The organism is Desulfosarcina sp. (genome assembly GCF_046496365.1).
Lineage (GTDB): Bacteria > Desulfobacterota > Desulfobacteria > Desulfobacterales > Desulfosarcinaceae > Desulfosarcina.
On the sequence record NZ_JAWOHB010000205.1, the window covers coordinates 23,987 to 45,384 of the forward strand.

The 21,398-nt window shown below is 56.6% G+C and carries 18 protein-coding genes, 1 tRNA gene and 1 other RNA gene; 6 read left to right on the forward strand and 14 right to left on the reverse strand.

Annotated elements, in window-relative coordinates; translation table 11 throughout:
• The first annotated feature begins 17 nt into the window (after positions 1 to 17).
• Complete coding sequence (locus R6V78_RS19500; protein WP_410291061.1) at positions 18 to 2,102, forward strand: FAD-dependent oxidoreductase; 2,085 nt, start codon at positions 18 to 20, stop codon at positions 2,100 to 2,102.
• Between the two features lie 90 nt (positions 2,103 to 2,192).
• Here the strand turns inward: R6V78_RS19500 and R6V78_RS19505 are convergent, their stop codons facing one another.
• The 14 genes from R6V78_RS19505 to ffs form a co-directional block, all read right to left on the reverse strand.
• Entirely contained in the window at positions 2,193 to 3,173 is a 981-nt protein-coding gene (locus R6V78_RS19505; protein WP_410291062.1) for an RluA family pseudouridine synthase, read from the reverse strand.
• Between the two features lie 11 nt (positions 3,174 to 3,184).
• Positions 3,185 to 3,730: a CarD family transcriptional regulator gene (locus R6V78_RS19510; protein WP_410291063.1), complete on the reverse strand. Its 546-nt coding sequence runs from the start codon at positions 3,728 to 3,730 to the stop codon at positions 3,185 to 3,187.
• Positions 3,731 to 3,991: 261 nt separating this feature from the next.
• Positions 3,992 to 6,016, reverse strand: a complete 2,025-nt coding sequence (locus R6V78_RS19515; RefSeq protein WP_410291064.1) for a sodium-translocating pyrophosphatase — start codon at positions 6,014 to 6,016, stop codon at positions 3,992 to 3,994.
• 18 nt (positions 6,017 to 6,034) lie between these two features.
• On the reverse strand, positions 6,035 to 6,619 hold the full coding sequence (gene pth, locus R6V78_RS19520) for an aminoacyl-tRNA hydrolase (RefSeq protein ID WP_410291065.1): 585 nt from the start codon (positions 6,617 to 6,619) through the stop codon (positions 6,035 to 6,037).
• Positions 6,620 to 6,667: 48 nt separating this feature from the next.
• Positions 6,668 to 7,285, reverse strand: a complete 618-nt coding sequence (locus R6V78_RS19525; protein ID WP_410291178.1) for a 50S ribosomal protein L25/general stress protein Ctc — start codon at positions 7,283 to 7,285, stop codon at positions 6,668 to 6,670.
• Between the two features lie 33 nt (positions 7,286 to 7,318).
• Positions 7,319 to 8,269, reverse strand: a complete 951-nt coding sequence (locus R6V78_RS19530) for a ribose-phosphate diphosphokinase (protein WP_410291066.1) — start codon at positions 8,267 to 8,269, stop codon at positions 7,319 to 7,321.
• Between the two features lie 32 nt (positions 8,270 to 8,301).
• Positions 8,302 to 8,376, reverse strand: a tRNA-Gln gene (locus R6V78_RS19535).
• An 18-nt stretch (positions 8,377 to 8,394) separates the two neighbouring features.
• Complete coding sequence (gene ispE / locus R6V78_RS19540) at positions 8,395 to 9,297, reverse strand: 4-(cytidine 5'-diphospho)-2-C-methyl-D-erythritol kinase (RefSeq protein WP_410291067.1); 903 nt, start codon at positions 9,295 to 9,297, stop codon at positions 8,395 to 8,397.
• A 23-nt stretch (positions 9,298 to 9,320) separates the two neighbouring features.
• Positions 9,321 to 9,641 carry a DUF1844 domain-containing protein gene (locus R6V78_RS19545; RefSeq protein ID WP_410291068.1) on the reverse strand — a complete coding sequence of 107 codons (321 nt, stop codon included), beginning with the start codon at positions 9,639 to 9,641 and terminating at the stop codon, positions 9,321 to 9,323.
• Between the two features lie 200 nt (positions 9,642 to 9,841).
• Complete coding sequence (gene serA, locus R6V78_RS19550) at positions 9,842 to 11,422, reverse strand: phosphoglycerate dehydrogenase (protein WP_410291069.1); 1,581 nt, start codon at positions 11,420 to 11,422, stop codon at positions 9,842 to 9,844.
• A 251-nt stretch (positions 11,423 to 11,673) separates the two neighbouring features.
• Positions 11,674 to 12,063 carry a hypothetical protein gene (locus tag R6V78_RS19555; RefSeq protein WP_410291070.1) on the reverse strand — a complete coding sequence of 130 codons (390 nt, stop codon included), beginning with the start codon at positions 12,061 to 12,063 and terminating at the stop codon, positions 11,674 to 11,676.
• A gap of 242 nt (positions 12,064 to 12,305) precedes the next feature.
• Positions 12,306 to 14,231: a molecular chaperone DnaK gene (gene dnaK, locus R6V78_RS19560; protein ID WP_410291071.1), complete on the reverse strand. Its 1,926-nt coding sequence runs from the start codon at positions 14,229 to 14,231 to the stop codon at positions 12,306 to 12,308.
• Between the two features lie 44 nt (positions 14,232 to 14,275).
• Positions 14,276 to 14,908 (reverse strand): nucleotide exchange factor GrpE, encoded by a 633-nt coding sequence (grpE, locus tag R6V78_RS19565; RefSeq protein WP_410291072.1) that lies wholly within the window; start codon positions 14,906 to 14,908, stop codon positions 14,276 to 14,278.
• A 234-nt stretch (positions 14,909 to 15,142) separates the two neighbouring features.
• Positions 15,143 to 15,387: signal recognition particle sRNA large type (gene ffs, locus R6V78_RS19570), an RNA gene on the reverse strand.
• A gap of 194 nt (positions 15,388 to 15,581) precedes the next feature.
• Between ffs and R6V78_RS19575 the strand changes: the two genes are divergently transcribed.
• From R6V78_RS19575 to R6V78_RS19595, 5 genes are all read left to right on the forward strand, one after another.
• On the forward strand, positions 15,582 to 15,968 hold the full coding sequence (locus tag R6V78_RS19575) for a DUF3568 family protein (RefSeq protein WP_410291073.1): 387 nt from the start codon (positions 15,582 to 15,584) through the stop codon (positions 15,966 to 15,968).
• Entirely contained in the window at positions 15,943 to 17,415 is a 1,473-nt protein-coding gene (gene tilS / locus R6V78_RS19580) for a tRNA lysidine(34) synthetase TilS (protein ID WP_410291074.1), read from the forward strand. The genes R6V78_RS19575 and tilS overlap by 26 nt, the downstream gene beginning before the upstream one ends.
• Positions 17,416 to 17,489: 74 nt before the next feature.
• Positions 17,490 to 19,442 (forward strand): ATP-dependent zinc metalloprotease FtsH, encoded by a 1,953-nt coding sequence (gene ftsH, locus R6V78_RS19585; protein WP_410291075.1) that lies wholly within the window; start codon positions 17,490 to 17,492, stop codon positions 19,440 to 19,442.
• 116 nt (positions 19,443 to 19,558) lie between these two features.
• Entirely contained in the window at positions 19,559 to 20,446 is an 888-nt protein-coding gene (gene folP, locus R6V78_RS19590; RefSeq protein WP_410291076.1) for a dihydropteroate synthase, read from the forward strand.
• A 141-nt stretch (positions 20,447 to 20,587) separates the two neighbouring features.
• Positions 20,588 to 21,361 carry a type III pantothenate kinase gene (locus R6V78_RS19595; protein ID WP_410291077.1) on the forward strand — a complete coding sequence of 258 codons (774 nt, stop codon included), beginning with the start codon at positions 20,588 to 20,590 and terminating at the stop codon, positions 21,359 to 21,361.
• Positions 21,362 to 21,398 lie beyond the last annotated feature (37 nt).

Below are 21,398 nucleotides of genomic sequence, written 5' to 3' on the forward strand. Positions count from 1 at the left end.
GAACCAAGGAGGTTTTCGTGACCATCGCTATTCTCGTTATGCTGGGCATTGGCGCAACCTGCGGCATTATCCTCAGTGTTGCCTCCAAAGTCTTTTATGTTTATGAAGACCCCCGCATCGGCCAGGTCGAGTACTTCCTTGCCGGCGCCAACTGCGGCGGATGCGGCTTTGCCGGGTGCAGTGCCGCGGCCGTATCCATCGTCGAAGGCAAGGCCGGACCGGGCATCTGCGTGGCCGCGGACTCGGAAGCGGCCATCAATATCGCTGCTGTCATGGGTGTGGACCCGGGAACGGCTGAACCCCTGAAATCCCTCAACCCCTGCAGCGGCGGCAACCGTGCCGACGATAAATTCATTTACAATGGCGCCATGACCTGCGCTGCCATGACGGCCCTATACGGAGGCAAACGGGTATGCACCATTGGTTGTCTGGGCATGGGAGACTGCGTCCGGTCATGTAAATTCAATGCCATCTTCATGGGGCCGGAAGGTTTCCCGGTGATTGACGAGTGGAAATGCGTGGGTTGCGGGGCATGTGCGGCGGTATGTCCCAAGGATCTCCTCTCCGTCAAAACCATGTCCCAGCGGCTGTTGGTATTCAACCAGGAAGACCACGCGCTGGCGCCCTGCCAGCAGACCTGCCCGGCGGAAATCGACATTCCCCGCTATATTCGCCTGATCAAGGAGGGCGACTACGAAGGCGCCGTCAATACCATCCGCGAGCGCAACCCGCTGCTGCTATCCTGCGGCCGGGTCTGCCCCCATCCCTGCGAAAATTATTGCCGCCGCGGCATCGAAGATGAAGCGGTCTCGATCAACCAGCTCAAACGGTTCGTGGCCGACTATGAGATGAACAGCGGCAGACGCTTTCCCATCACCTGCGCACCGGATACCGGCAAGCGCGTGGCCGTAATCGGCGGCGGACCGGCCGGCATCAGCTGCGCCTATTTTCTGCGGCGCCTGGGCCACCATCCCACCATATACGATGCCATGCCCAAACTGGGCGGCATCACCCGTTACGGCATTCCCGAATACCGCCTGCCGGACAAGGTGCTGGATTGGGAGATCGAGGGCGTTTTGAATCTGGGAATTGATGTGCACTACAATACCTGTCTGGGCAAGGATTTTACCATTCAGTCCCTGCGTGACGAAGGCTATGAAGCCATTTTCATGGGCATTGGCGCATGGAAGGACTACAAGCTCGGCATAAAGGGTGAAGATCTAAAAGGGGTCTCGCAGGGCATCAGTTTCCTCTCATCCGTGGCCAGTTCACCCGACAAAAAGGTTCCCATCGGCAAACGGGCGGCGGTCGTGGGCGGCGGCAACTCGGCTATCGACTGCGTGCGGACCCTGCTGCGCCTGGGGTGTGAAGCGGTCTATATCGTTTACCGCCGGACCCGCAAGGAGATGCCTGCAAATGTGGTCGAAATCGAGGCAGCCGAGCATGAGGGCGTCAAATTCCAGTTTCTGGCCGCCCCCACCCAGGTCATCGATGACGGCCAGGGCAACGTCAAGGGGCTTGAATACCTGCAGATGAAGCTGGGTGAACCCGACGCCAGCGGCCGGCGCCGGCCGGTGCCCATCGAGGGATCGGAGACGGTTCTCGACGTGGACATGGTCATTTCCGCCATCAGCCAGCAGCCCGACCTCAGCTTCATGGAAAAGGAGCCGGAGAAGGAGAACATCACCATCACCCGCTGGAACACCTTTGACAACGACCCGGAAACCCTGCAGTGCAGCGCGCCCTACCTGTTTACCGGTGGGGATGTGGCTACCGGCCCGTCTCTGGTGGTGGATGCCATCGGCGGCGGACGGCGCGCCGCACGGGCCATCCATCAATACATTTCCGGTGAAAAGATCAAAGGCTCTCCAAAATCCCTGCGCAAACGGCACATTCCCGAATCCTTGTTCGAAAGCGTTCCCGGGGTAATCAAGTCACCCCGAACACCCATGCCCGAACTACCCGTGGCCGAGCGAATCGACTCCATGATCGAGGTTGACCAGGTAATCACCGAGGCCAATGCCAAATACGAATCCTGCCGCTGTCTCGATTGCTGCCGGCTGTGCTACAACCCGGAGCGGCAGGACCAGAACGCCGCCTGATCAGATTCTGTGAGACCAAATAGGTGCCACCCGCACACACACGGCTGCACCTATTTGGTCTCCGCCGGGCGCGTGCTTTCCATATCGGTTTCAGGTGCGTGCTGAAATCGATCTGAACCGCTGGATCAATTGGGCCATCTCCTTGGGCAAGGGCGCTTCCACAGTTATTCGTTGGGCAGTCACAGGATGCACGAATGACAGCTGCCAAGCGTGCAGCATCTGACGGTCCAACCCCATGACCGCTTGACCAATCTCATCTGAAACCCCCGCCAGTCGCTTGCCGTCACCCCGGTTGCCATACACCGGATCCCCGATTACCGGGTGCCCCATGGATTTGCAGTGCACTCGGATCTGATGGGTCCGTCCTGTGAGGATATCCAGTTCCATCAGGCATGCCCCGGCAAACTGCTCAATTACGCGCCAATGGGTCAACGCCGAACGGGGCGTCCGGGTGGTCACGGACATTTTTTTGCGGTCTACCGGGTGACGGCCGATCGGCAAGTCCACGCGGCCTTTATCAGCACGTGGATTACCATACACCAAGGCCAGGTAAAGCTTGCGAATTTCCCGGGATTTGAATTGGGCGGCGAGGTGGTGCATGGACCGGCTGTTTTTAGCCACGACCAGCGCACCTGAGGTATCCTTGTCCAGGCGGTGGACGATGCCCGGCCTGAGGCTCCCGCATATGCCCTTTAGATCCACGCAATGGTGCATGAGCGCGTTGGCCAGGGTACCGCAGTTGTGACCGGGAGCAGGATGGACGACCATTCCCGGCGGCTTGTTTACCACCAGCAACTCGGCGTCCTCATAGAGGATTTGAAGGGCGATGGGCTCAGGTTGGAGGCTTGGGGTCTCGGGCGGGGGAATTCTGCCGGAAACGGTTTCGCCGGCCTTTACCGTGTAACCGGGTTTTTTAGCCCCACCGTTGACGGTGATGTGGGCCTGCCGGATCAGGCAAGCGGCAAACGAGCGCGAGCAATGGTCGATTTCAGCGGCAACCAGGCAGTCCAGGCGATTGCCCGCCTGGGTTGGCCCCACGCAAATGGTAAAGGACAGTGGTGGGTTGGACATATGGGCGAGGTTCAGCTGCCATCGGTTTTGAACAGTGCTTCAATCTCGCTGATCACCACCTTTTCATTTTTATTTTTGGCGGTGGATAGTTCCTTGACCAGAAGGTTCTGGGCGGTGTCATAAAGTTTCCGTTCTCCGAAGGAGAGGTCTTTGGTCAATTTCAGCAGGGACAGATCCCGATAAACCTCAGCCACTTCGAAAAGGGAACCGGTTTTGATTTTTTCCATATACTCGCGGTAGCGTCGATTCCAGGTTTGATTGTCTATGGGCTGTTCCTGCCGGGAGCGCATCACATCAAAAATTTTAGGGATGTCCTTTTTCTGGATCACGTCCCGCAAACCCACCGAATCCACGTTCCAGGTGGGAATCATGATCACCATAGCATTTTCAATGACTTTCATGATGTAAAAGTCGTGTTCCTCACCGTTGACGACCTTCGTTTCGATGGCTTCGATGCGACCGACACCGTGGGCCGGGTATACAGCAAGATCACCAACCTTGAATCGTTTTTGGGATGCTGTGCCTTTGGAACTGTCCTTGACCGATTTATCTGCCATGTGGGTACCAGTGATCAGGGGTTAAAACCAGCTTGTGGAGACTGCGTTTCCGGATTGAAAACCGTGTATTACAAGTGACCTGCTTGAAAATGAATCCCGTAAGGAGAGATCCCCGCTGCCTGCCGGGGAAGCAAATAATAACCATATGGAATAGCAGAATATACCATTGCACCCGCCAATAATCAATAAAAAAAGGATTGGCGCCGTCCGGCGCCAATCCTTTTAAACTGCAGGATTTACGGATCAGATCCGCATTTGTGACTACATCAGGAACGGAACCATCAGCAGCGCCACGACGTTGAGGATCTTGATCATGGGGTTGATGGCCGGGCCGGCGGTATCCTTGTAGGGATCGCCGACGGTGTCACCGGTAACGGCGGCTTTATGGGCATCGGAGCCCTTGCCGCCCAGGTGGCCGTCTTCGATGTATTTTTTGGCATTGTCCCAGGCAGCACCACCGGTGGTCATGGACAGGGCCACGAAGACACCCGTAACGATGGAGCCGATCAGCAGGCCGCCGAGGGCGACTTTGCCCAGCAGGAAGCCCACCAGCAGGGGAGCGACGACGGGCAGCAGTGCGGGTATCAGCATCTCTTTCAAGGCGAACTTGGTGACGATATCCACGCAGGCGCCGTAATCCGGCTTGGCGGTGCCTTCCATGATGCCCGGAATTTCGCGGAACTGACGGCGAACTTCCTCAACCACGGCACCGCCGGCGTTGCCGACGGCTTTCATGGCGATGGAGGCGAACAAGTAGGGCAGCAAGCCGCCGATGAACAGGCCGATAATGACGTTGACATCGGATAGATCGAAGACCAAAACTTCCTTACCGCCGCCTCTGACCTTGAATTCCATGACGTAGGCAGCGAACAGCACCAATGCGGCCAGACCGGCGGAACCGATGGCGTAACCCTTGGTAACGGCCTTGGTCGTGTTGCCGACCGCATCCAGAGGATCGGTGACGGCGCGGACACTCTCTTCCATGTTGGCCATTTCGGCAATACCGCCGGCGTTGTCGGTGATGGGACCGTAGGCGTCGATGGCGATGACCATACCGGTCATGGAGAGCATGGACATGGCAGCCATGGCGATGCCGTACAGTCCGCCAAAATTGTGGGCCAGGAAGATGGCCAGACAGATGGCCAGCACCGGCGCCGCAGTGGCCTGCATGGACACGGCCAGACCGGCAATGATGTTGGTGCCGTGGCCGGTTGTGGACGCGTTGGCGATGCCGATGACCGGTGCATATTTGCCGGTGTAGTACTCGGTAATGATGACGAGCACGACGGTCAGGATCAACCCGATCAGGGTGCAGTAATAGATGTTCATGGCCGAGATATCGGGCACGTTAGCCATGTATTTGGTACAGGCATAGTAAAATGCCACTGCCGCAATGATGGCGGAACCGAACATGCCTTTATAAAGGGCGCCCATGATGTACCCGCCACTGCCCAGACGGACAAAGAAAACCGCGATCATCGAAGCGATGATGGAAATCGCGCCGAGAATCAGCGGGAACTCAGTTGCCATTTGGATTTTGGGGAACAGCAGATGGCCGATCAGCATGGCGGCAACGGCGGTAACGGCGTAGGTCTCGAAAAGGTCGGCGGCCATACCGGCGCAGTCACCCACGTTGTCGCCGACGTTATCGGCGATTGTGGCTGGGTTTCTGGGGTCGTCTTCGGGAATTCCGGCCTCGACCTTGCCCACCAGGTCGGCGCCCACGTCGGCGCCTTTGGTGAAGATGCCGCCGCCCAGACGGGCGAAGATGGAGATCAGGCTGCCGCCGAATCCGAGGGCGACCAGCGCAATGACGTCATGGGTGGCGGCGTAGTAACCCGCCACGGAGGTCAGGGCCAGTCCGGCAACGATCATACCGGTTACGGAACCACCCTTGAAAGCCATGGATAAACCGGCGGCCATGCCTTTTCTGGCTGCCTCCGCGGTTCTCACGTTAGCGATGACAGAGACCCGCATGCCGATGTAACCGGCCATGAACGAGGCGACCGCACCAATCATGAATCCGAAGGCGGTTTTAGCACCCATGGTGACAAAGATGACACCAAAAATGATGATGCCGGCGATGCCCATGCTTTTCAACTGGCGGTTCAGGTAGGCAATGGCGCCTTCCTGAATGGCACCGGCGATAGCCTGCATTTTCTCGTTTCCGGCTGGTGCGCCTTTAACGACAACTGCAAGGATAATCGCAAAGATAACACCAGCAACACCGACCAACGTACAAACGAGCGGTATGTTGTTCATTACAACTTCCATTCTTTCCTCCATTCAGTGATTAGCGTGAAATCAAGGTTTCCGGTTGAACAGATTCATGGCTTCCTTTGCTCCCTCACAAAGGATTGCAACTGCGGCCTCGACCGCCCGTGACAGAAAAGGTTCCAGCGTTGTTCGCTGCCTGGCATCGAATTCCCCCAGAACGTAATCCGCCGCCCCAATGCCGGCTTCGGGCCGCCCGACACCCATGCGCACCCTCACGAAAGCCTCGGTCCCCAGGGCGTCGATCAGGGACCTTAGTCCATTGTGTCCTCCATCCCCCCCTTTCTCTTTGATTTTCAATCTTTCATAAGCAAGGTCAATGTCATCGTGGATGACGACCAAATCCTCGCATTGGATCCCGTCTGTTCGAACGATATCACCCACCGGGCCTCCGGACCGGTTCATGTAGGTCAACGGCTTGACCACCAGAACCGGAATCCCGGCTATATCCCCTTCGGCGATGGCTGCATCGATTCGGCTGCGTCTGGCCGTCAGACCGAATCTGCACGCCAACAGGTCAACCGTCATGAACCCGATATTGTGCCGAGTTTGCGCATACGCCGGGCCTGGATTACCCAAACCGACGACCACGTGCGGTCTGTTCTCAGCCATCATGGCAATGGCAAGCCGTGCCGGAAATCCCCAGACGATGAATCGACAATACTAGCCGGCAGCCGGTTCTTCTGCTGCATCGCCCTCTTCTTCGCCCTCCTCCGCACCTGCCTCCTCAGCCTTCGGGCTGAGAATGGTCAAAATGGTGAAGTTGACATCGGCAGCCACTTCAACATCCTCCTCCAAGGGGAGGTCTTCGACATGGAACGAGTCGCCGACATCAAGGTCGGTGACATCGATGGTGATCTTTTCTGGTATCCGGCCGGGCAGGCAGAAGACTTCCAGCTCCCGACGAATAATCTGCAGCATGCCACCCTGCTCAACGCCGACGCTCTTGCCGGTGACCACCACGGGAACCATGACCTTGATCTTCTGGTCCATGCTCACTTCATAAAGGTCCAGGTGAAGCAGCTGGTGGGAGACGGGATGTTTTTGCATCTCTTTGATCATGACGTTCCGGGTACCGTCGATACCGTCAATTTGAAGTTTCAACAGTTTCTGGGCCACGGCACCGGACTTGAAGATCGGTTCCAGCTCGAGTTTGTCGATGCTCAGTTTAACGGGGTCGGTTTTGGGGCCGTACAATATGGCGGGTACTTTGGCATCTCGTCGCAGCACGCGTGAAGGCCCGTTACCCACGGACTCCCGCAGGTTTGCGTTCAGGTTCATTATTTCCAACGATCTTTTCCTCCTTGAATTATATTACACAAACAGGGACGTCACCGAATCCCCGGTGTAACTTCTGATAATGGCTTCCCCCACCAGGCTGGAGATGGAAAGCACTTTGATTTTATTACAGGCAGCCGCCTTCGGGTCCAGCGGAATCGTGTCCGTGCAGACGACACTGGTAATGGGTGAAGCGTTTATTCGGTCCACGGCAGGCCCTGACAAAACCGCATGGGCACAACAGGCATGGACTTCCCGGGCACCGTTTTCGATGATCACATTCACAGCCTCGGTAAGGGTGCCGGCGGTATCGATCATGTCGTCCTGGATGATGACAATCTTGCCTTTCACATCACCGATTACAGCCATGGCGCGGGCCTTGTTGGGGGCCGACCGCCGCTTGTCCACAATAGCCAGCCCGGCATTGAGCCTTTTGGCAAAGGCACGGGCGCGTTCAACGCCGCCGGCGTCCGGCGAAACGATGACCAGGTCTTCGTTGAAGTTGCCTTTGATGTATTCCAGCAGCACCGGCGCCGCATAAAGGTTGTCCACCGGAATATTGAAAAACCCCTGGATCTGCCCGGCATGCAGGTCCATGGTGATCACACGGGTGGCACCTGCAGTCGTCAGCAGATCGGCAACCAGCTTGGCGCTGATGGGCACTCGGGGCGCCACTTTTTTGTCCTGCCGGGCATAACCGTAGTAAGGAATGACGGCGGTGATGCGTCGCGCCGAAGCCCGTTTGAGTGCATCGATCATGAGAAGCAGTTCAACCAGGTTGTCATTGACCGGACTGCAGGTGGACTGAATGACGAAAACGTCTTTGGTACGCACATTTTCATCGATCTCAATCTGAATTTCACCGTCACTGAATCGTTTGACGACGGCTCCGCACAGCGGCATATTTAGGTATCCGCCGATCTTGCCCGCCAAGTCGGGGTTGGAATTACCCGTAAATATACAGAAATTTTGTTTTTTCGCTGTCACGTTCTGAACGCTGCTCCCCTGTACGACGAGATTGGCTGGGGCGGGAGGATTCGAACCTCCGAATGCAGGAACCAAAATCCTGTGTCTTTCCGCTTGACGACGCCCCAGCAGAAATAACCGGTGCCCTATATCCGGACGTGGGCAACAACCGGCCCCTGAATCAATAGATCCGCAACATAAAGCTTCCAGTTTTGACTTTGCTGATTTTTACACAAGGCAGTACGAGCTGAAATGGCTCGGTCGGAGTCCGCAAAGAGTCCGAACACCGTTGAACCGCTGCCGGACATCATGGCCCCGGCCGCTCCATGTGCCAGCAGCAAACGCTTTATCCTTTTAATGACCGGAAACGCCCCTTCGGTCACCGGTTCCAAATCGTTGACCAGATGCTCATCGACGTTGAAAAATCGGCCATCAAAGTGAAATTTACTAATTTTTTTTTCACCTTTTGTCAATCTTAAATTCAGATTTTTGTAGACCCAGGCAGTGGATACCGCCTCATTGGGATAAACCAGCAGGGCCGTCCACGGCGTCAGATGCAAAAAGGGATTCAGCCGGTCCCCGATTCCTGTCGCCAGTGCGGGGGCCCCCAGGATAAAGAAAGGAACATCGGCACCGATGCGTGCACCCAGGGCCATGAGTTCCGGCCTGGAAAGGGGTTTCCCAAAATGATCGTTCAAGGCCGTCAAGACGGCCGCGGCGTCACTGCTGCCACCCCCAAGCCCAGCCCCCACGGGAATTTTTTTTTCAATATGGATTGTCAGGCCGGAAACCGGAAGCGGTCTTTCCACAAAAGCGGTCGTTAAAAACAACCGGGCCGCAAGCGCCGCCAGGTTGGACGCGTCCTGCGGCACGCCGGGATGGTCGCAGACGACCCCGATGCCGGTGCCACCTAAAGTCAGGGTCAGCATGTCATACAGGGCCAACGGACACATGAGGGAATATACGTCATGGTAGCCGTCAGGACGTCTGCCGGTGACGCGAAGAAACAGGTTGATCTTCGCCGGCGCCTTTAGGCTAATCATTTGCATGGCTGATTGCCGGCCGCGTCCTGCTATCGTTTCTCTTTGACGTATAGGATCCGCAGGTCGTATAGGATGTTCTTGAGCATCGCCGCCTCGTCCGCATCCAGGTTTCCGCGGGTCTTTTCTTCCAGCATGGAAAGAATGTCGATGGTCTGCTTGGCAAGCGGCAGGTTCCTGGTTTTTTCATTGGTCATCGGGTCTTCGAGCATCCCCAGTTGAACCAGGGCCGATGAGTTGAGAGAAAATACAAACGTCGCGAAATTGATGGTCGGCAGCGGCGAGGATGCTGCGGATTTGAAATGGTTGCCCGACCCTGCATTAGCGGTGTTCTCCGGTTTTTCGTCTGTCATAGCGAACGCTCCTTGAAAGTACAAAATATCCCCCCCACCGGCATCGCCAAAGCACAGACGGCTTACCAGGGGTGTTAACGAATCGTCATGAGCGCAGGCAAAACCAATTTCGTCGGCAAAGCGGCGCTTATGGGTGAAAAAAGCTTAACATGAGAGCGATCCCAACGCCGTCGAACCAGGCGCACGCGTTGTCCAACTATTCAAAATTCCAGTGGGGTAACCGTCTTCACCAAGGAGAGTTGGCGCATCTCCGCCACCACCTCCTCGGGAATGGGCGTGTCGGTGGTCAGAAAGATGATATTGCGATCCCCCTCTTCCTCCTGGCCTACCTGCATCCTGCCGATATTGATATGGTGTCGGCCCAGGGTCGTGCCGATCTCACCGATGGAACCGGGCTTGTCGATGTTCTGAATCAATGCCATGTGGCCGTGGGGAATCATCTCCAGACGGAACTTGTTGATCTTGACAATCCGCGGATCCTTTTTCCCGAAAATGGTACCGGAAACCACGCTTTGCATTTCGGTTGTGATCGCCCGGATGGTGATCTGGTTCACATAATAGTCCGAATCGGCACTGCTGGTTTCGGTGACCTTGATACCCCGCTGTTGTGCCATGACATGCGCATTGACAAAGTTAACATCGTCCTTGACCACCGGTGTCAGAAGACCCTTGAGCACCGCCGTGGATACGGGCGAGAGATCGAGGTCCTTGAAGTCACCATGAAATTCCACGACCACTTCCTTGATGGGACCTTGGACCAGCTGGGCCTGCAGACACCCCATGCGATCGGCCAGGGTGAGATAAGGGCCAATTTTTTCCAGCGCTTCACCGGTCACCGAGGGCATGTTCACCGCATTGACCACCGTGCCGGCGGTCAGAAAATCGATAATCTGCCGGGCAATGGCCACGGCCACATTGGTTTGGGCCTCGCGGGTGGAGGCCCCCAGGTGGGGTGTGCAGATGACCCGTTCATGGGTGATCAGGGGACTCTGACCCGGCGGTTCGGTTTCAAACACATCCAGGGCCGCCCCGGCAACCTTGCCGGAAACGATGGCATCGTAAAGATCGCTCTCATTGACGATTCCGCCCCGGGCACAATTGATGATCATGACCCCGGGTTTCATCTTGTCAAACGCTTCCTTGTGAATCATCCCGACCGTATTTTTCAGCTTGGGAACATGCACACTGATGTAATCGGCCCGTTGATACAAGGCATCCAGATCCACACTCTCGAATCCCGCCTTCTGGATTTGTTCCGGGGTGACAAAGGGATCGTGGATTATCACGTTCATCTTCAACCCGCGGGCGCGGTCAGCCACAATAGCGCCTATCTTGCCGAATCCGATGATACCCAGGACTTTGTTGAAGATCTCGCGACCCTGAAGTTTTTTCTTCTCCCAACGGCCTTCCCGCAGGGAGGCGGTTCCTGTGGGAATATTGCGTGTAAGGGCCAGCATCATGGCGATTGCATGCTCTGCCGTCGTGATAACATTGCCCGTGGGGGTGTTCATGACCACTACCCCGCGCCGGGTAGCTGCCGGAATATCCACGTTGTCCAGACCGATACCGGCTCGGCCCACGACCTTGAGCCGCATGGCCTCCTTGAGCAGATCTTCGGTCACATGGGTGGAACTTCGAATCACCAGGGCGTCGTAATCGGCGATGATCGCCTTGAGCGCCTCAGGGGCCAAGCCGGTCTTCACGTCCACATCAATGCCGGCGGCCTCCTGAAACATTTGAACGCCGTCCTCACCCAGGTTGTCACTCACCAGTACCTTCATTATCGGTTTCTTTCTCATCGTATTTGGTTGACGGCCAACGCACGCCTGCGACACCACCCATGACCCGACCGGCACAGCCCCCGCCATTGGGAAGCAGACGAACCCTGATGCGCAGCGATCCAACACCAGCGCTGCGGATACCAAAAGCGCCCCGACGGGTTGCCTTCTGTTTGGAGGCGCATATTAGTGAAAACCGATCTAACATTCAACCCATATTTTGGCAAACCATCCGATGATCAATTCGGAGCCTGTCAGCACCAGGGGGCCACAGCGGCCCGTTCATTGTCTAATATCGGCCGCCAGGCAACGCTGTAGCGGATGTCCGCGTCTTGATACCGGGGCGTAAACAAAGCCACATATAGCGCGCCTGGAAGATCGGGAAACGCTTCAACCCACAGCAGGTCATCCACCGCGAGGCCAAAATCCCCGCAGATTCTCTTTCCCAGGCTTTCGGCACAGCTGGACTTGAAAAAACCGTTTTCTTTTCGGAACGCCAATACGGCATAGGGACGGATGTGAGGATGATGGGGATCGCCGGATTTAAAGTCGATGATTTTCACCCGCCAGGAACAGGCATGGATCGGGGTTGTTCCGGGGTCCTCTTTTCTTTCGAGCCTATACGTCCCGTCAAAGACAAGCATGCCTCCCCCTTTTTTGGCCGATGGCGTCTCAGGCGGCAGTCTAATGAACCCCGAGTAGTACGCCGGACCAACCGAAAGCTTCCAGATCTGAGCTCGACCCGCCGGATCGCACCCGTCAATCCCCGCCGAATCCGGAACCAACCGGTGCCGATTATCCGGACAAAAAAAACCCGCACCCTTCAAGCCGGTGCGGGTTTTATCATCATGGGCACAGGGTGCGGCCTCATCCCGGCGCCCCAGGTCTATTTTTTGTCCTGAACCTCTTCGAAATCGGCGTCCACCACGTCGTCGTCAGCCCCTGTAGATCCGGCATCCGCACCCGCATCCCCCTCAGGTCCGCCCGGTCCCTCGGCTCCCGACTGCGAAGCCTGCTTGTACATGGCTTCGGCCACCTTGTGAGATGCCTGGGTGAGCTCTTCGCTAAGCCGCTGGATCTCCTTGACGTCTTCGCCTTCCATGGCCTTCTTCAGGGCTGCTGAAGCGGTTTCGATATTGCTGCGCGTTGGGGCATCCACCTTGTCCCCAAGATCCTTGAGAGATTTTTCGGTGCTGTAGATAAGCGTATCGGCGTGGTTCTTGGCTTCGACCAGCTCCTTTTTCTTCTTATCCTCATCCGCGTGCATTTCGGCGTCCTTGACCAGCTTGTCGATCTCTTCCTTGGAAAGACCACTGGAGGCCGTGATCTGAATGGATTGCTCCTTGGCCGTGGCCATATCCTTGGCGGACACATTGACAATTCCGTTGGCATCGATATCAAAAGTCACTTCTATCTGGGGAACGCCGCGGGGGGCAGGCGGTATGCCAACCAGCTCAAATCGCCCCAGGGTCTTGTTGTTGGCAGCCATTTCGCGCTCTCCCTGAAGCACGTGAATGGAAACCGCCGGCTGGCTATCCGCCGCCGTTGAGAAGACCTGACTTTTACGTGTAGGGATGGTTGTGTTCTTTTCAATGAGCCGCGTCATGATACCACCCAGGGTCTCGATCCCCAGCGAAAGCGGCGTGACATCCAGCAGGAGCACATCCTTCACGTCACCTTTGAGCACACCGCCCTGAATAGCCGCACCCAGCGCCACCACCTCATCGGGGTTGACGCCTCGATGGGGCTCTTTGCCAAAAAGCCGCTTTACCCGATCCTGGACCGCGGGCATACGGGTCATGCCGCCCACCAGAATCACTTCATTGATCTCCCCGATGGACAGGCCGGCGTCTTTCAGCGCCGTCCGGCAGGGCGACTCCAGTTTGTCCAGCAGATCGGCAACCAGGCCCTCGAGTTTGGCCCGGGTAATCTTGACGTTCAAATGCTTGGGGCCACTGGCATCCGCAGTGATGAATGGCAGGTTCACATCGGTTTCCATAGACGAGGAGAGTTCCATCTTGGCTTTTTCCGCCGCCTCTTTGAGCCGCTGCAGGGCCATTTTGTCATTTCTCAGGTCGATGCCCTGGTCTTTCTTGAACTCATCGGCCAAATAATTGATCAACCGCAGATCAAAATCCTCACCTCCAAGATGGGTGTCCCCGTTGGTGGCCTTGACTTCAAAAACCCCTTCGCCAATCTCCAGAATGGAGACGTCGAAAGTACCGCCACCCAGGTCGAACACGGCGATCTTCTCTTCTTTGCGTTTATCCAAACCATAGGCCAGTGAAGCGGCGGTAGGTTCGTTGATGATGCGCAAAACATTGAGGCCGGCGATTTTACCCGCATCCTTGGTGGACTGCCGCTGGCTGTCGTTAAAATATGCCGGTACAGTAATGACCGCGTCTGTGACCGTCTCTCCCAGGTAGTCCTCCGCATATTTTTTGATGTACGCCAGAATGAACGAAGAAATTTCCGCCGGGCTGTGAAGCTTGCCCCTCAGATCGATGCGAACATCACCGTTTTCGGCCTGCTTGATATGGTAAGGGAGGTTCTTAATGTCATTTTGGACCTCGGAAGACGAAAATTTTCTGCCGATGAGCCGCTTGACCGCAAAAACCGTATTCTCCGGGTTGGTGATGGCCTGCCGCTTGGCGATCTGCCCCACCATCCGCTCACCGCTTTCGCTGACGGCCACAATGGACGGTGTGGTTCGTCCGCCTTCCGGGTTGGTAATCACTTTGGCATCGCCACCCTCCATGATGGCCACACATGAGTTGGTGGTCCCGAGATCAATTCCGATAATCTTGCCCATCTGATATTCCTCCTTACCTTCGACGATCCTAATAAGATGATGAATTACGCGTTGGTATCAACCGACTTTGCTGTGGAATCCCCGTTCTGGGCGGCCTTTGAAACCACCACCATGGCGGGGCGAAGCAACCGGTCGTGAATTAAATATCCCTTTTGGAACTCCTGAACCACCGTATTGGGCGGCTGATCGGTGCACTCCTCCTGACACATGGCCTGGTGGAAAGCTGGATCAAAGGGCTCTCCCAAGGCCTGGATGGGGCTGACATGGTGTCCGTCAAGAATCTTGTTGATCTCGGCCAGGGTCAGGGCAACCCCATTGACCAGGCTCTGTCCGTTTTCGTTATCCGATTTGGCTGAAGCGATGGCCCGCTCCAGATTGTCGACCACGGTGAGCATTTGTCGGATCAGATTTTCGGTGGCGTATTTCTTAAGATCCTCCAACTCACGGGCAGCCCGCTTTTTGTAGTTGTCGAGTTCGGCGGCCATGCGCAGCATGCGGTCCCGGTTTTCACTGGCTTCAACCTGGGCGGCAGCCAGCTTGACCGCCATCTCCTCCAGCGGATCAGGCGCATCCTGCGCTTCATCAGCGGCACTTTCAGGTTCCGAAGGCGTCGATGGGGCTTGCTGGGTTGCGCCATCGTTCTCTTCATCAACAACTATTTTCTTCTTGTTTGCCATCAGCTCCTGTGTCTCCCGTTTAACTGGATTTTCTCATCTTGCGGTCGGTGGGTTCCCAATCGGACCGAAACACTATAATTTTATGCGCTTGGATACGAACGGGTCCGCAAAGTTGACAAAAAATAAGACCAGATGATAGCTTGTCAAGGACAAGTCCGGCCTTGTCCGACTAATAATAATCAATTGTAAATTTGATGGGTTGAAAGTATCGCGGGCGGTGTATGGATGAGTTGGTTGTGCACCCCCCGTCGAGCTGATCCGAAAAGTTGGGGCCACAACATGACCGGGATCGATCCACGACACAGACTGCATCCCTTATCGCTGCTTCCTTCCGGACCTGACGAGGTTCGAGACCGTCTGTTGCGCGGCGGCCGGTCAAAATGACCCTATTTTCTCGGGATTAACCCTAAAAGGGGAATTCAGCCCCGCGTGAAGCGGATTTCGGGTAAAGGGCACCGCTGGCTCCCCGCCTAGCACAACCGGGGCAACCTTAATATGATCCCGGCTTCTTTTTCAAGAGCTAAGTGAACCGCTTCTGTCAACGGCAGGGTTGCCGGTCAATCCGCGCGCCGTCAGGTATGCGGTATTGACTTCCCCTGCGGCATGCAATAGATCAGACCATGGTTGCTTGTTGAGAACAAAGCTGCCTTCAGATCCAAAAGGAGCCCAAAGGGTGCGAAACATCATTGCCATCACCTTGTCGCTGGCCCTGCTGTTTTCAGCCGGCTGCGCGGCCATCATTGTCGGTGCCGGGGCCGGTGCGGGGGTGTACACCTGGGTCAAGGGAGAATTGAGTCGCTCCTTCGCGAAGGACTTCGCTCACACCGAAACCGCAGTTATCCAGAGCCTGGATCACCTGCAGATCGACATCGACGAGAAAACCCAGACGGCCAGCGCAACCACCATCAAGGCCCATCGGAGCGACGGATCTCCGGTGACGGTGAGAATCAGCACCATTCGTTATGACATGACGGAGGTGTCGGTCAGGTGTGGTTATCTGGGCTACTGGGATCGGAAAAACGCCGAACTGATTCATGCCACCATCCTCAACACCATCTGATCCGGATGACCTTCTGGCCACGGTCGAAAAAACCTTGGCCACCCATCAGATGCTGGCGCCGGGAGATCGGGTGCTGGTGGGTGTTTCCGGCGGCCCCGATTCCATGACGCTGCTCCACCTGCTCAGCCGGCTGGCACCCGATTTGGAAATCCGGTTGGACGTGGCCCATCTGAATCATTGCCTTCGGGGTGCATCGGCGGACAGGGATGCTCAGGTAGTGCAACAGGCGGCGGAGGCATTGGGGCTTGCCTGTCATATCGGACGCGCCCGCGTTTTAAAGGTAAAACAACAGCTGGGGCTTTCCCTGGAAGCAGCCGCCCGCCGGGTGCGCTACGCGTTTTTTAATACAATCATGCGCAACACCGGCTGCAACAAACTGGCCCTTGGCCACCATCAGGATGACAATGCCGAGCAGATGCTCATGGTCCTGCTGCGCGGGGCCGGGCCTCGGGGACTCTCCGGCATCGTTCCGGTGCGGGACGACCATATCATCCGCCCCCTGATCAATGCCCGCCGTTCACAGATCGAAGCCTATGTCAAGGAAGAAAACATCACCTGCGTACGGGATGCCTCCAACAATGACCTCCGTCTGATGCGGAATCGCATCCGACATCGTCTGCTGCCGCTGCTTGCATCGGAATACAACCCGCGAATCGAGGAACATCTGAACCGTTTGGCCGATTTGATGCGCACCGAGGAGACATGGATTGACGGGCTGACGTCAAGGTCATATGAAAAAGCGCTGCTGTCGCGTGAAAAAAAAATCATCGCGCTCTCTGCCGACAGGGTGCGTCAGGCTCACACCGCTCTGGCCCGGCGTTTGATTCGAATGGCGCTTCAGGATCTCACCGGCTCCCTGCAGCGGATCAGTTTTTCACACATCCAGTCGGTGCTCCACCTGTTGACGATCGACGGCCATGCAAAGGAGATCCATCTGCCCAGCGGGATCCGCGTCCGTCGACGTGATGATCGGCTCGAGCTGTCGGTGACAGGAGATCGTCGCCGGACGGCTGCCAGGCGGAAGCATGCAACCGAGTCATCGCCGGAAAGGCCCGTAGGCGGTCCTTTTCCCGCCACTGTAAAGATACCAGCCATGGGCATAGAATTGCACTTCTCGCTCTGCCAGCCGCACCAGCTGCCCCGCTGGCGCGGGGTACCCCTGAACCGGGCCTATTTCGATATGGGCCGGCTGTCCCTGCCCTTGGCCGTTCGCCCCCCAAAAGCCGGCGACCGCTTCACTCCCTTGGGGGCGCAGGGATCCCAGAAACTGAAAAAATTTTTCATCGACCACCGGATTCCCCGGCAGGCCAGATCCATGGCCCCGGTATTGATAGACCGGCGTCGCATCATCTGGCTGGTGGGGCAGCGCATCGACGATCACGTTAAAGTAACCACCGCCACATCCCAGGTCCTCAAGGTTGAATTTTTCTTGCTTGACAACCGATGATGGTTAATATGAGCCTAACTCAAAATCCGGAAAACGCTTTGCGGTCATGAAGCATCTCGAGGAGGAAATCGCTTTTGAATCCATTTTACAAGAACTTGGCCCTATGGCTGGTCATCACCTTGATGATGGTCATGCTTTACAACCTGTTCAATCAGCAGCAGCTCGCCCAGAACGAAATCAGCTATTCGGAGTTTCTGGCCATGGTAGAGGCCGACCGCGTCTCCGAGGTCGTCATCCAGGGCCAGGAGATCCGGGTCACTGACCTCAACCGCAGCAACTTCAGGATCTATGCTCCCCAGGATCCTGCCTTGATTCAACGGTTGAAGGACAAGGGCGTCAGTATCAATGCCAAACCACCGGCCGAATCGCCCTGGTACATGTCGGTGCTGGTCTCCTGGTTCCCCATGATCGTACTCATCGGCGTCTGGATTTTTTTCATGCGCCAGATGCAAAGCGGCGGCGGCAAGGCCATGTCCTTCGGTAAAAGCAGGGCCCGCCTGCTCTCCGACCAGCAGGAAAAAGTCACTTTCGAAGATGTGGCCGGCATCGATGAAGCCAAGGAGGAGTTGGAGGAAATCGTCGCGTTCCTTAAAGATCCGAAAAAATTCACCCGTTTGGGTGGCCGCATTCCCAAGGGCGTACTGCTCATGGGCCCCCCGGGTACCGGCAAGACCCTTTTGGCCCGGGCCATCGCCGGAGAGGCCGGTGTGCCTTTCTTCAGCATCAGCGGGTCGGATTTTGTGGAAATGTTTGTGGGCGTTGGGGCCTCCCGGGTGCGTGATCTTTTCGTCCAGGGCAAGAAAAATGCTCCGTGCATCATCTTCATTGACGAGATCGACGCCGTCGGGCGCCACCGCGGGGCGGGATTGGGCGGAGGCCATGACGAGCGCGAGCAGACCCTTAATCAGCTGCTGGTCGAGATGGATGGGTTCGAGTCCAACGAAGGCGTTATTTTGATCTCCGCCACCAACCGGCCGGATGTGCTGGATCCGGCTTTGCTGCGCCCCGGGCGATTCGACCGCCAGGTCGTGGTGTCGCTGCCGGACATCAAGGGACGTGAGAAGATCCTGCGGGTGCACATGAAGCGCACCCCCATCGCTTCTGACGTGAATCCAGTGGTGCTGGCCAAAGGCACTCCCGGCTTTTCCGGCGCGGATCTGGAAAACCTAGTCAATGAAGCCGCTCTTCTGGCAGCCAAACGGGACAAGGAAAGGCTGGACATGATGGATTTCGAGGACTCCAAGGACAAGGTATACATGGGGCTCGAAAGGAAATCCAAGGTAATCAGGGAAGAGGACCGGCTGACCACGGCCTATCATGAAGGCGGTCATGCTCTGGTGGCGCGATTCATTCCCGGCACCGACGCGGTCAACAAAATCACCATCATCCCCCGCGGGCGCGCCGCCGGTGTAACCTGGTTTTTGCCCGAAGAAAGGGACTTTCGCTACAAGGACCAGCTGGAAGCCGAACTGGCCATCGCCTTCGGCGGCCGGGTGGCTGAAGAGATTGTTTTCAGCCGTATCAGCACAGGTGCCTCCAACGACATCAAAAAAGCCACCGAATTGGCTCAACAAATGGTTCGCAGTTGGGGCATGAGTGAAGCCTTAGGGCCGCTCTCATTTGCCAAGAATGAAGAGCAGGTCTTTCTGGGCAGGGAAATCGCCCAGCACCGTGACTACTCGGAAGAGACCGCCAGAAAAATCGATGAAGAGGTCAACAGTCTGGTCATGCGTTCGTACGAACGTGCCAGATCCGTGTTGACCGAACACATCGACGTACTGCACAAACTGGCCAAACAGCTTCTGGAGAAAGAGACCATCCTGGGTGCCGAACTGGATGAATTGATCCTTCAGGTGCGGCCCGGCATCCAGCTTCCTGAAAAACCCGCCGACAGGGAGGAGCCGCCGAGTGAAAAGAGTTCGGCGTCATCCGGCGCAGCTGCTGACGCAGACACACGAAAGACCGATACTTCCGCAGGTGAGGCACCAGGACCATCGGATAGCGGAAAAAAAAGTGAACCGCAATAAGTGCAACCGGATGTGAGCCCAAACCACCCTGAAACGCGGCCTTCCATGGTAAATCACGGGAAGACCGCATTTAAAATGCACCAGGAACCGGGCAGCTGCCTTACCCCACTACGCAAATGACCGCGCCAATACCAATCGCCACGATTACCTGTGGAGCACGAACGCTGGAGCTGGGGCCGCGCACGCTGATCATGGGCATCGTCAACGTTACCCCGGACTCTTTTTCTGACGGCGGTCATTTTTTCTCGCGCGAACGGGCCGTGGCCCAGGCCATCCAACTGGTCGAGGAAGGCGCGGATATTCTGGACATCGGCGGTGAATCCACGCGTCCCTTTTCCGACGCGGTGAGTGAATCGGAAGAGCTGGATCGCGTCCTGCCGGTAATCGAAGGCCTTTCCAGCCGGGTGTCTGTTCCCATCTCCATTGACACCACCAAAGCATCCGTGGCCCGCCAGGCCGTGGCAGCCGGTGCGACCCTGATCAATGATGTCAGTGCCCTTCGAATGGATCCGCAGATGGCCGCCACAGCCGCCCAATGCCGGGTGCCCCTGATTCTCATGCATATGAAAGGCACCCCCAAAACCATGCAGGTTGACCCGGTTTATGAAGACCTGATCGCCGACATCAAGGCATTTCTTGCCAATGCCGTCCACATGGCCGTGAAGGCGGGTGTGGATCGCTCAGCCATCATTCTCGATCCGGGAATCGGCTTCGGCAAAACGATTCACCACAACCTTAAAATCATCCGCAATCTGGGCCGGTTTCATGACCTGCACGCCCCGCTGCTTATCGGCCCGTCGCGCAAAATGTTTATTCGCCAACTGCTCAAAAAACCGGGTGCAAAGGAGATGGATCCGCTGGGCACGGAAGTGGCCCGCGGCACCCAGGCAGCAGTGGCGGCAGCTGCCATGCAGGGCGTCCACATGGTGCGGGTTCACGATGTCGCCCGTACCCGGATCACCCTTGCCATTGTCAACGCCATCACCTCCGGCGTGATTCCATGACGACCGCCCCCCTCCAAAAATGTGTACACCGGGCAGTTGGATTGAACCCTCCCCGCGGCAAGGAGCGGGGAATGTGCTCGCTGTCGCGGTTCAATCCAAAACAGTTTTCTGTAACCATTACTCATTAAGGTAGAGACGATTATGCTGCTAGTCATCGATGTGGGCAACACCAACACGGTTATGGGAATTTATCGCAAAACAGCGTTGATCAAGGATTGGCGGATCCGGACAGAACGCAAAACGACGGAAGACGAGTTCAACGTCATTGTCACCGGCCTTTTCGCCATCGGCGGAATCGATGCCGCATCCATCCGACAAACCGTCATTTCCTGTGTTGTCCCTCCCATGGTCACCATACTTGACTCTTTCTGCAGGAAATATTTAGGCCATGCCCCACGGTGGGTGGATGCCCGTTCGTACAGCCGCATGCCCATTTTGATCAACAACCCCGCTGAACTGGGAGCAGACCGCATCGTCAACTCGGTGGCTGCCTACCACAAGTATGGCAAAAGCCTGATCATTATCGATTTCGGTACGGCCACCACCTTCGACGTGGTTTCGGAAAAGGGGGAATACCTGGGTGGTGCCATCAGCCCGGGCATCATGATCGCCTCCGAGGCCCTGTTCCGTGAGGCATCCAAGCTGCCGCGGGTTGAGATCTTCGAACCGCCGGAAAACGTGGTGGGCAAGGATACCGCCGGCAGCATCAAATCCGGAATAATTTTCGGCTATGCCGGCCTGGTGGACGGGATTGTCGGTCGGATAAAGGCGCAGATGGATACGGTGCCCATGGTGCTAGCTACGGGAGGCCTCGCGCCGCTGATGGCCAATGTAGCCATGAGCATCGAAAAGGTGGAGTCTTCCCTGACCCTCGAGGGGCTCCGGATCATCAGTGACAGCCTGAAAGGGCAATGATGAATGCGTAATTCGTAATTTTCAATACAGGTATTCG

Excerpts from the sequence above, each read along its gene's own strand:
- R6V78_RS19525 (WP_410291178.1), bottom strand. The coding sequence starts at position 7,285 with ATGAACCTGAACGCAAACCTGCGGGAGTCCGTGGGTAACGGGCCTTCA.
- R6V78_RS19545 (WP_410291068.1), bottom strand. The coding sequence starts at position 9,641 with ATGACAGACGAAAAACCGGAGAACACCGCTAATGCAGGGTCGGGCAAC.
- R6V78_RS19555 (WP_410291070.1), bottom strand. The coding sequence starts at position 12,063 with ATGCTTGTCTTTGACGGGACGTATAGGCTCGAAAGAAAAGAGGACCCC.
- R6V78_RS19515 (WP_410291064.1), bottom strand. The coding sequence starts at position 6,016 with ATGGAGGAAAGAATGGAAGTTGTAATGAACAACATACCGCTCGTTTGT.
- R6V78_RS19595 (WP_410291077.1), top strand. The coding sequence starts at position 20,588 with ATGCTGCTAGTCATCGATGTGGGCAACACCAACACGGTTATGGGAATT.
- ispE (WP_410291067.1), bottom strand. The coding sequence starts at position 9,297 with ATGCAAATGATTAGCCTAAAGGCGCCGGCGAAGATCAACCTGTTTCTT.
- dnaK (WP_410291071.1), bottom strand. The coding sequence starts at position 14,231 with ATGGGCAAGATTATCGGAATTGATCTCGGGACCACCAACTCATGTGTG.
- tilS (WP_410291074.1), top strand. The coding sequence starts at position 15,943 with ATGCCACCATCCTCAACACCATCTGATCCGGATGACCTTCTGGCCACG.
- folP (WP_410291076.1), top strand. The coding sequence starts at position 19,559 with ATGACCGCGCCAATACCAATCGCCACGATTACCTGTGGAGCACGAACG.
- R6V78_RS19510 (WP_410291063.1), bottom strand. The coding sequence starts at position 3,730 with ATGGCAGATAAATCGGTCAAGGACAGTTCCAAAGGCACAGCATCCCAA.
- grpE (WP_410291072.1), bottom strand. The coding sequence starts at position 14,908 with ATGGCAAACAAGAAGAAAATAGTTGTTGATGAAGAGAACGATGGCGCA.
- pth (WP_410291065.1), bottom strand. The coding sequence starts at position 6,619 with ATGATGGCTGAGAACAGACCGCACGTGGTCGTCGGTTTGGGTAATCCA.
- R6V78_RS19505 (WP_410291062.1), bottom strand. The coding sequence starts at position 3,173 with ATGTCCAACCCACCACTGTCCTTTACCATTTGCGTGGGGCCAACCCAG.
- serA (WP_410291069.1), bottom strand. The coding sequence starts at position 11,422 with ATGAAGGTACTGGTGAGTGACAACCTGGGTGAGGACGGCGTTCAAATG.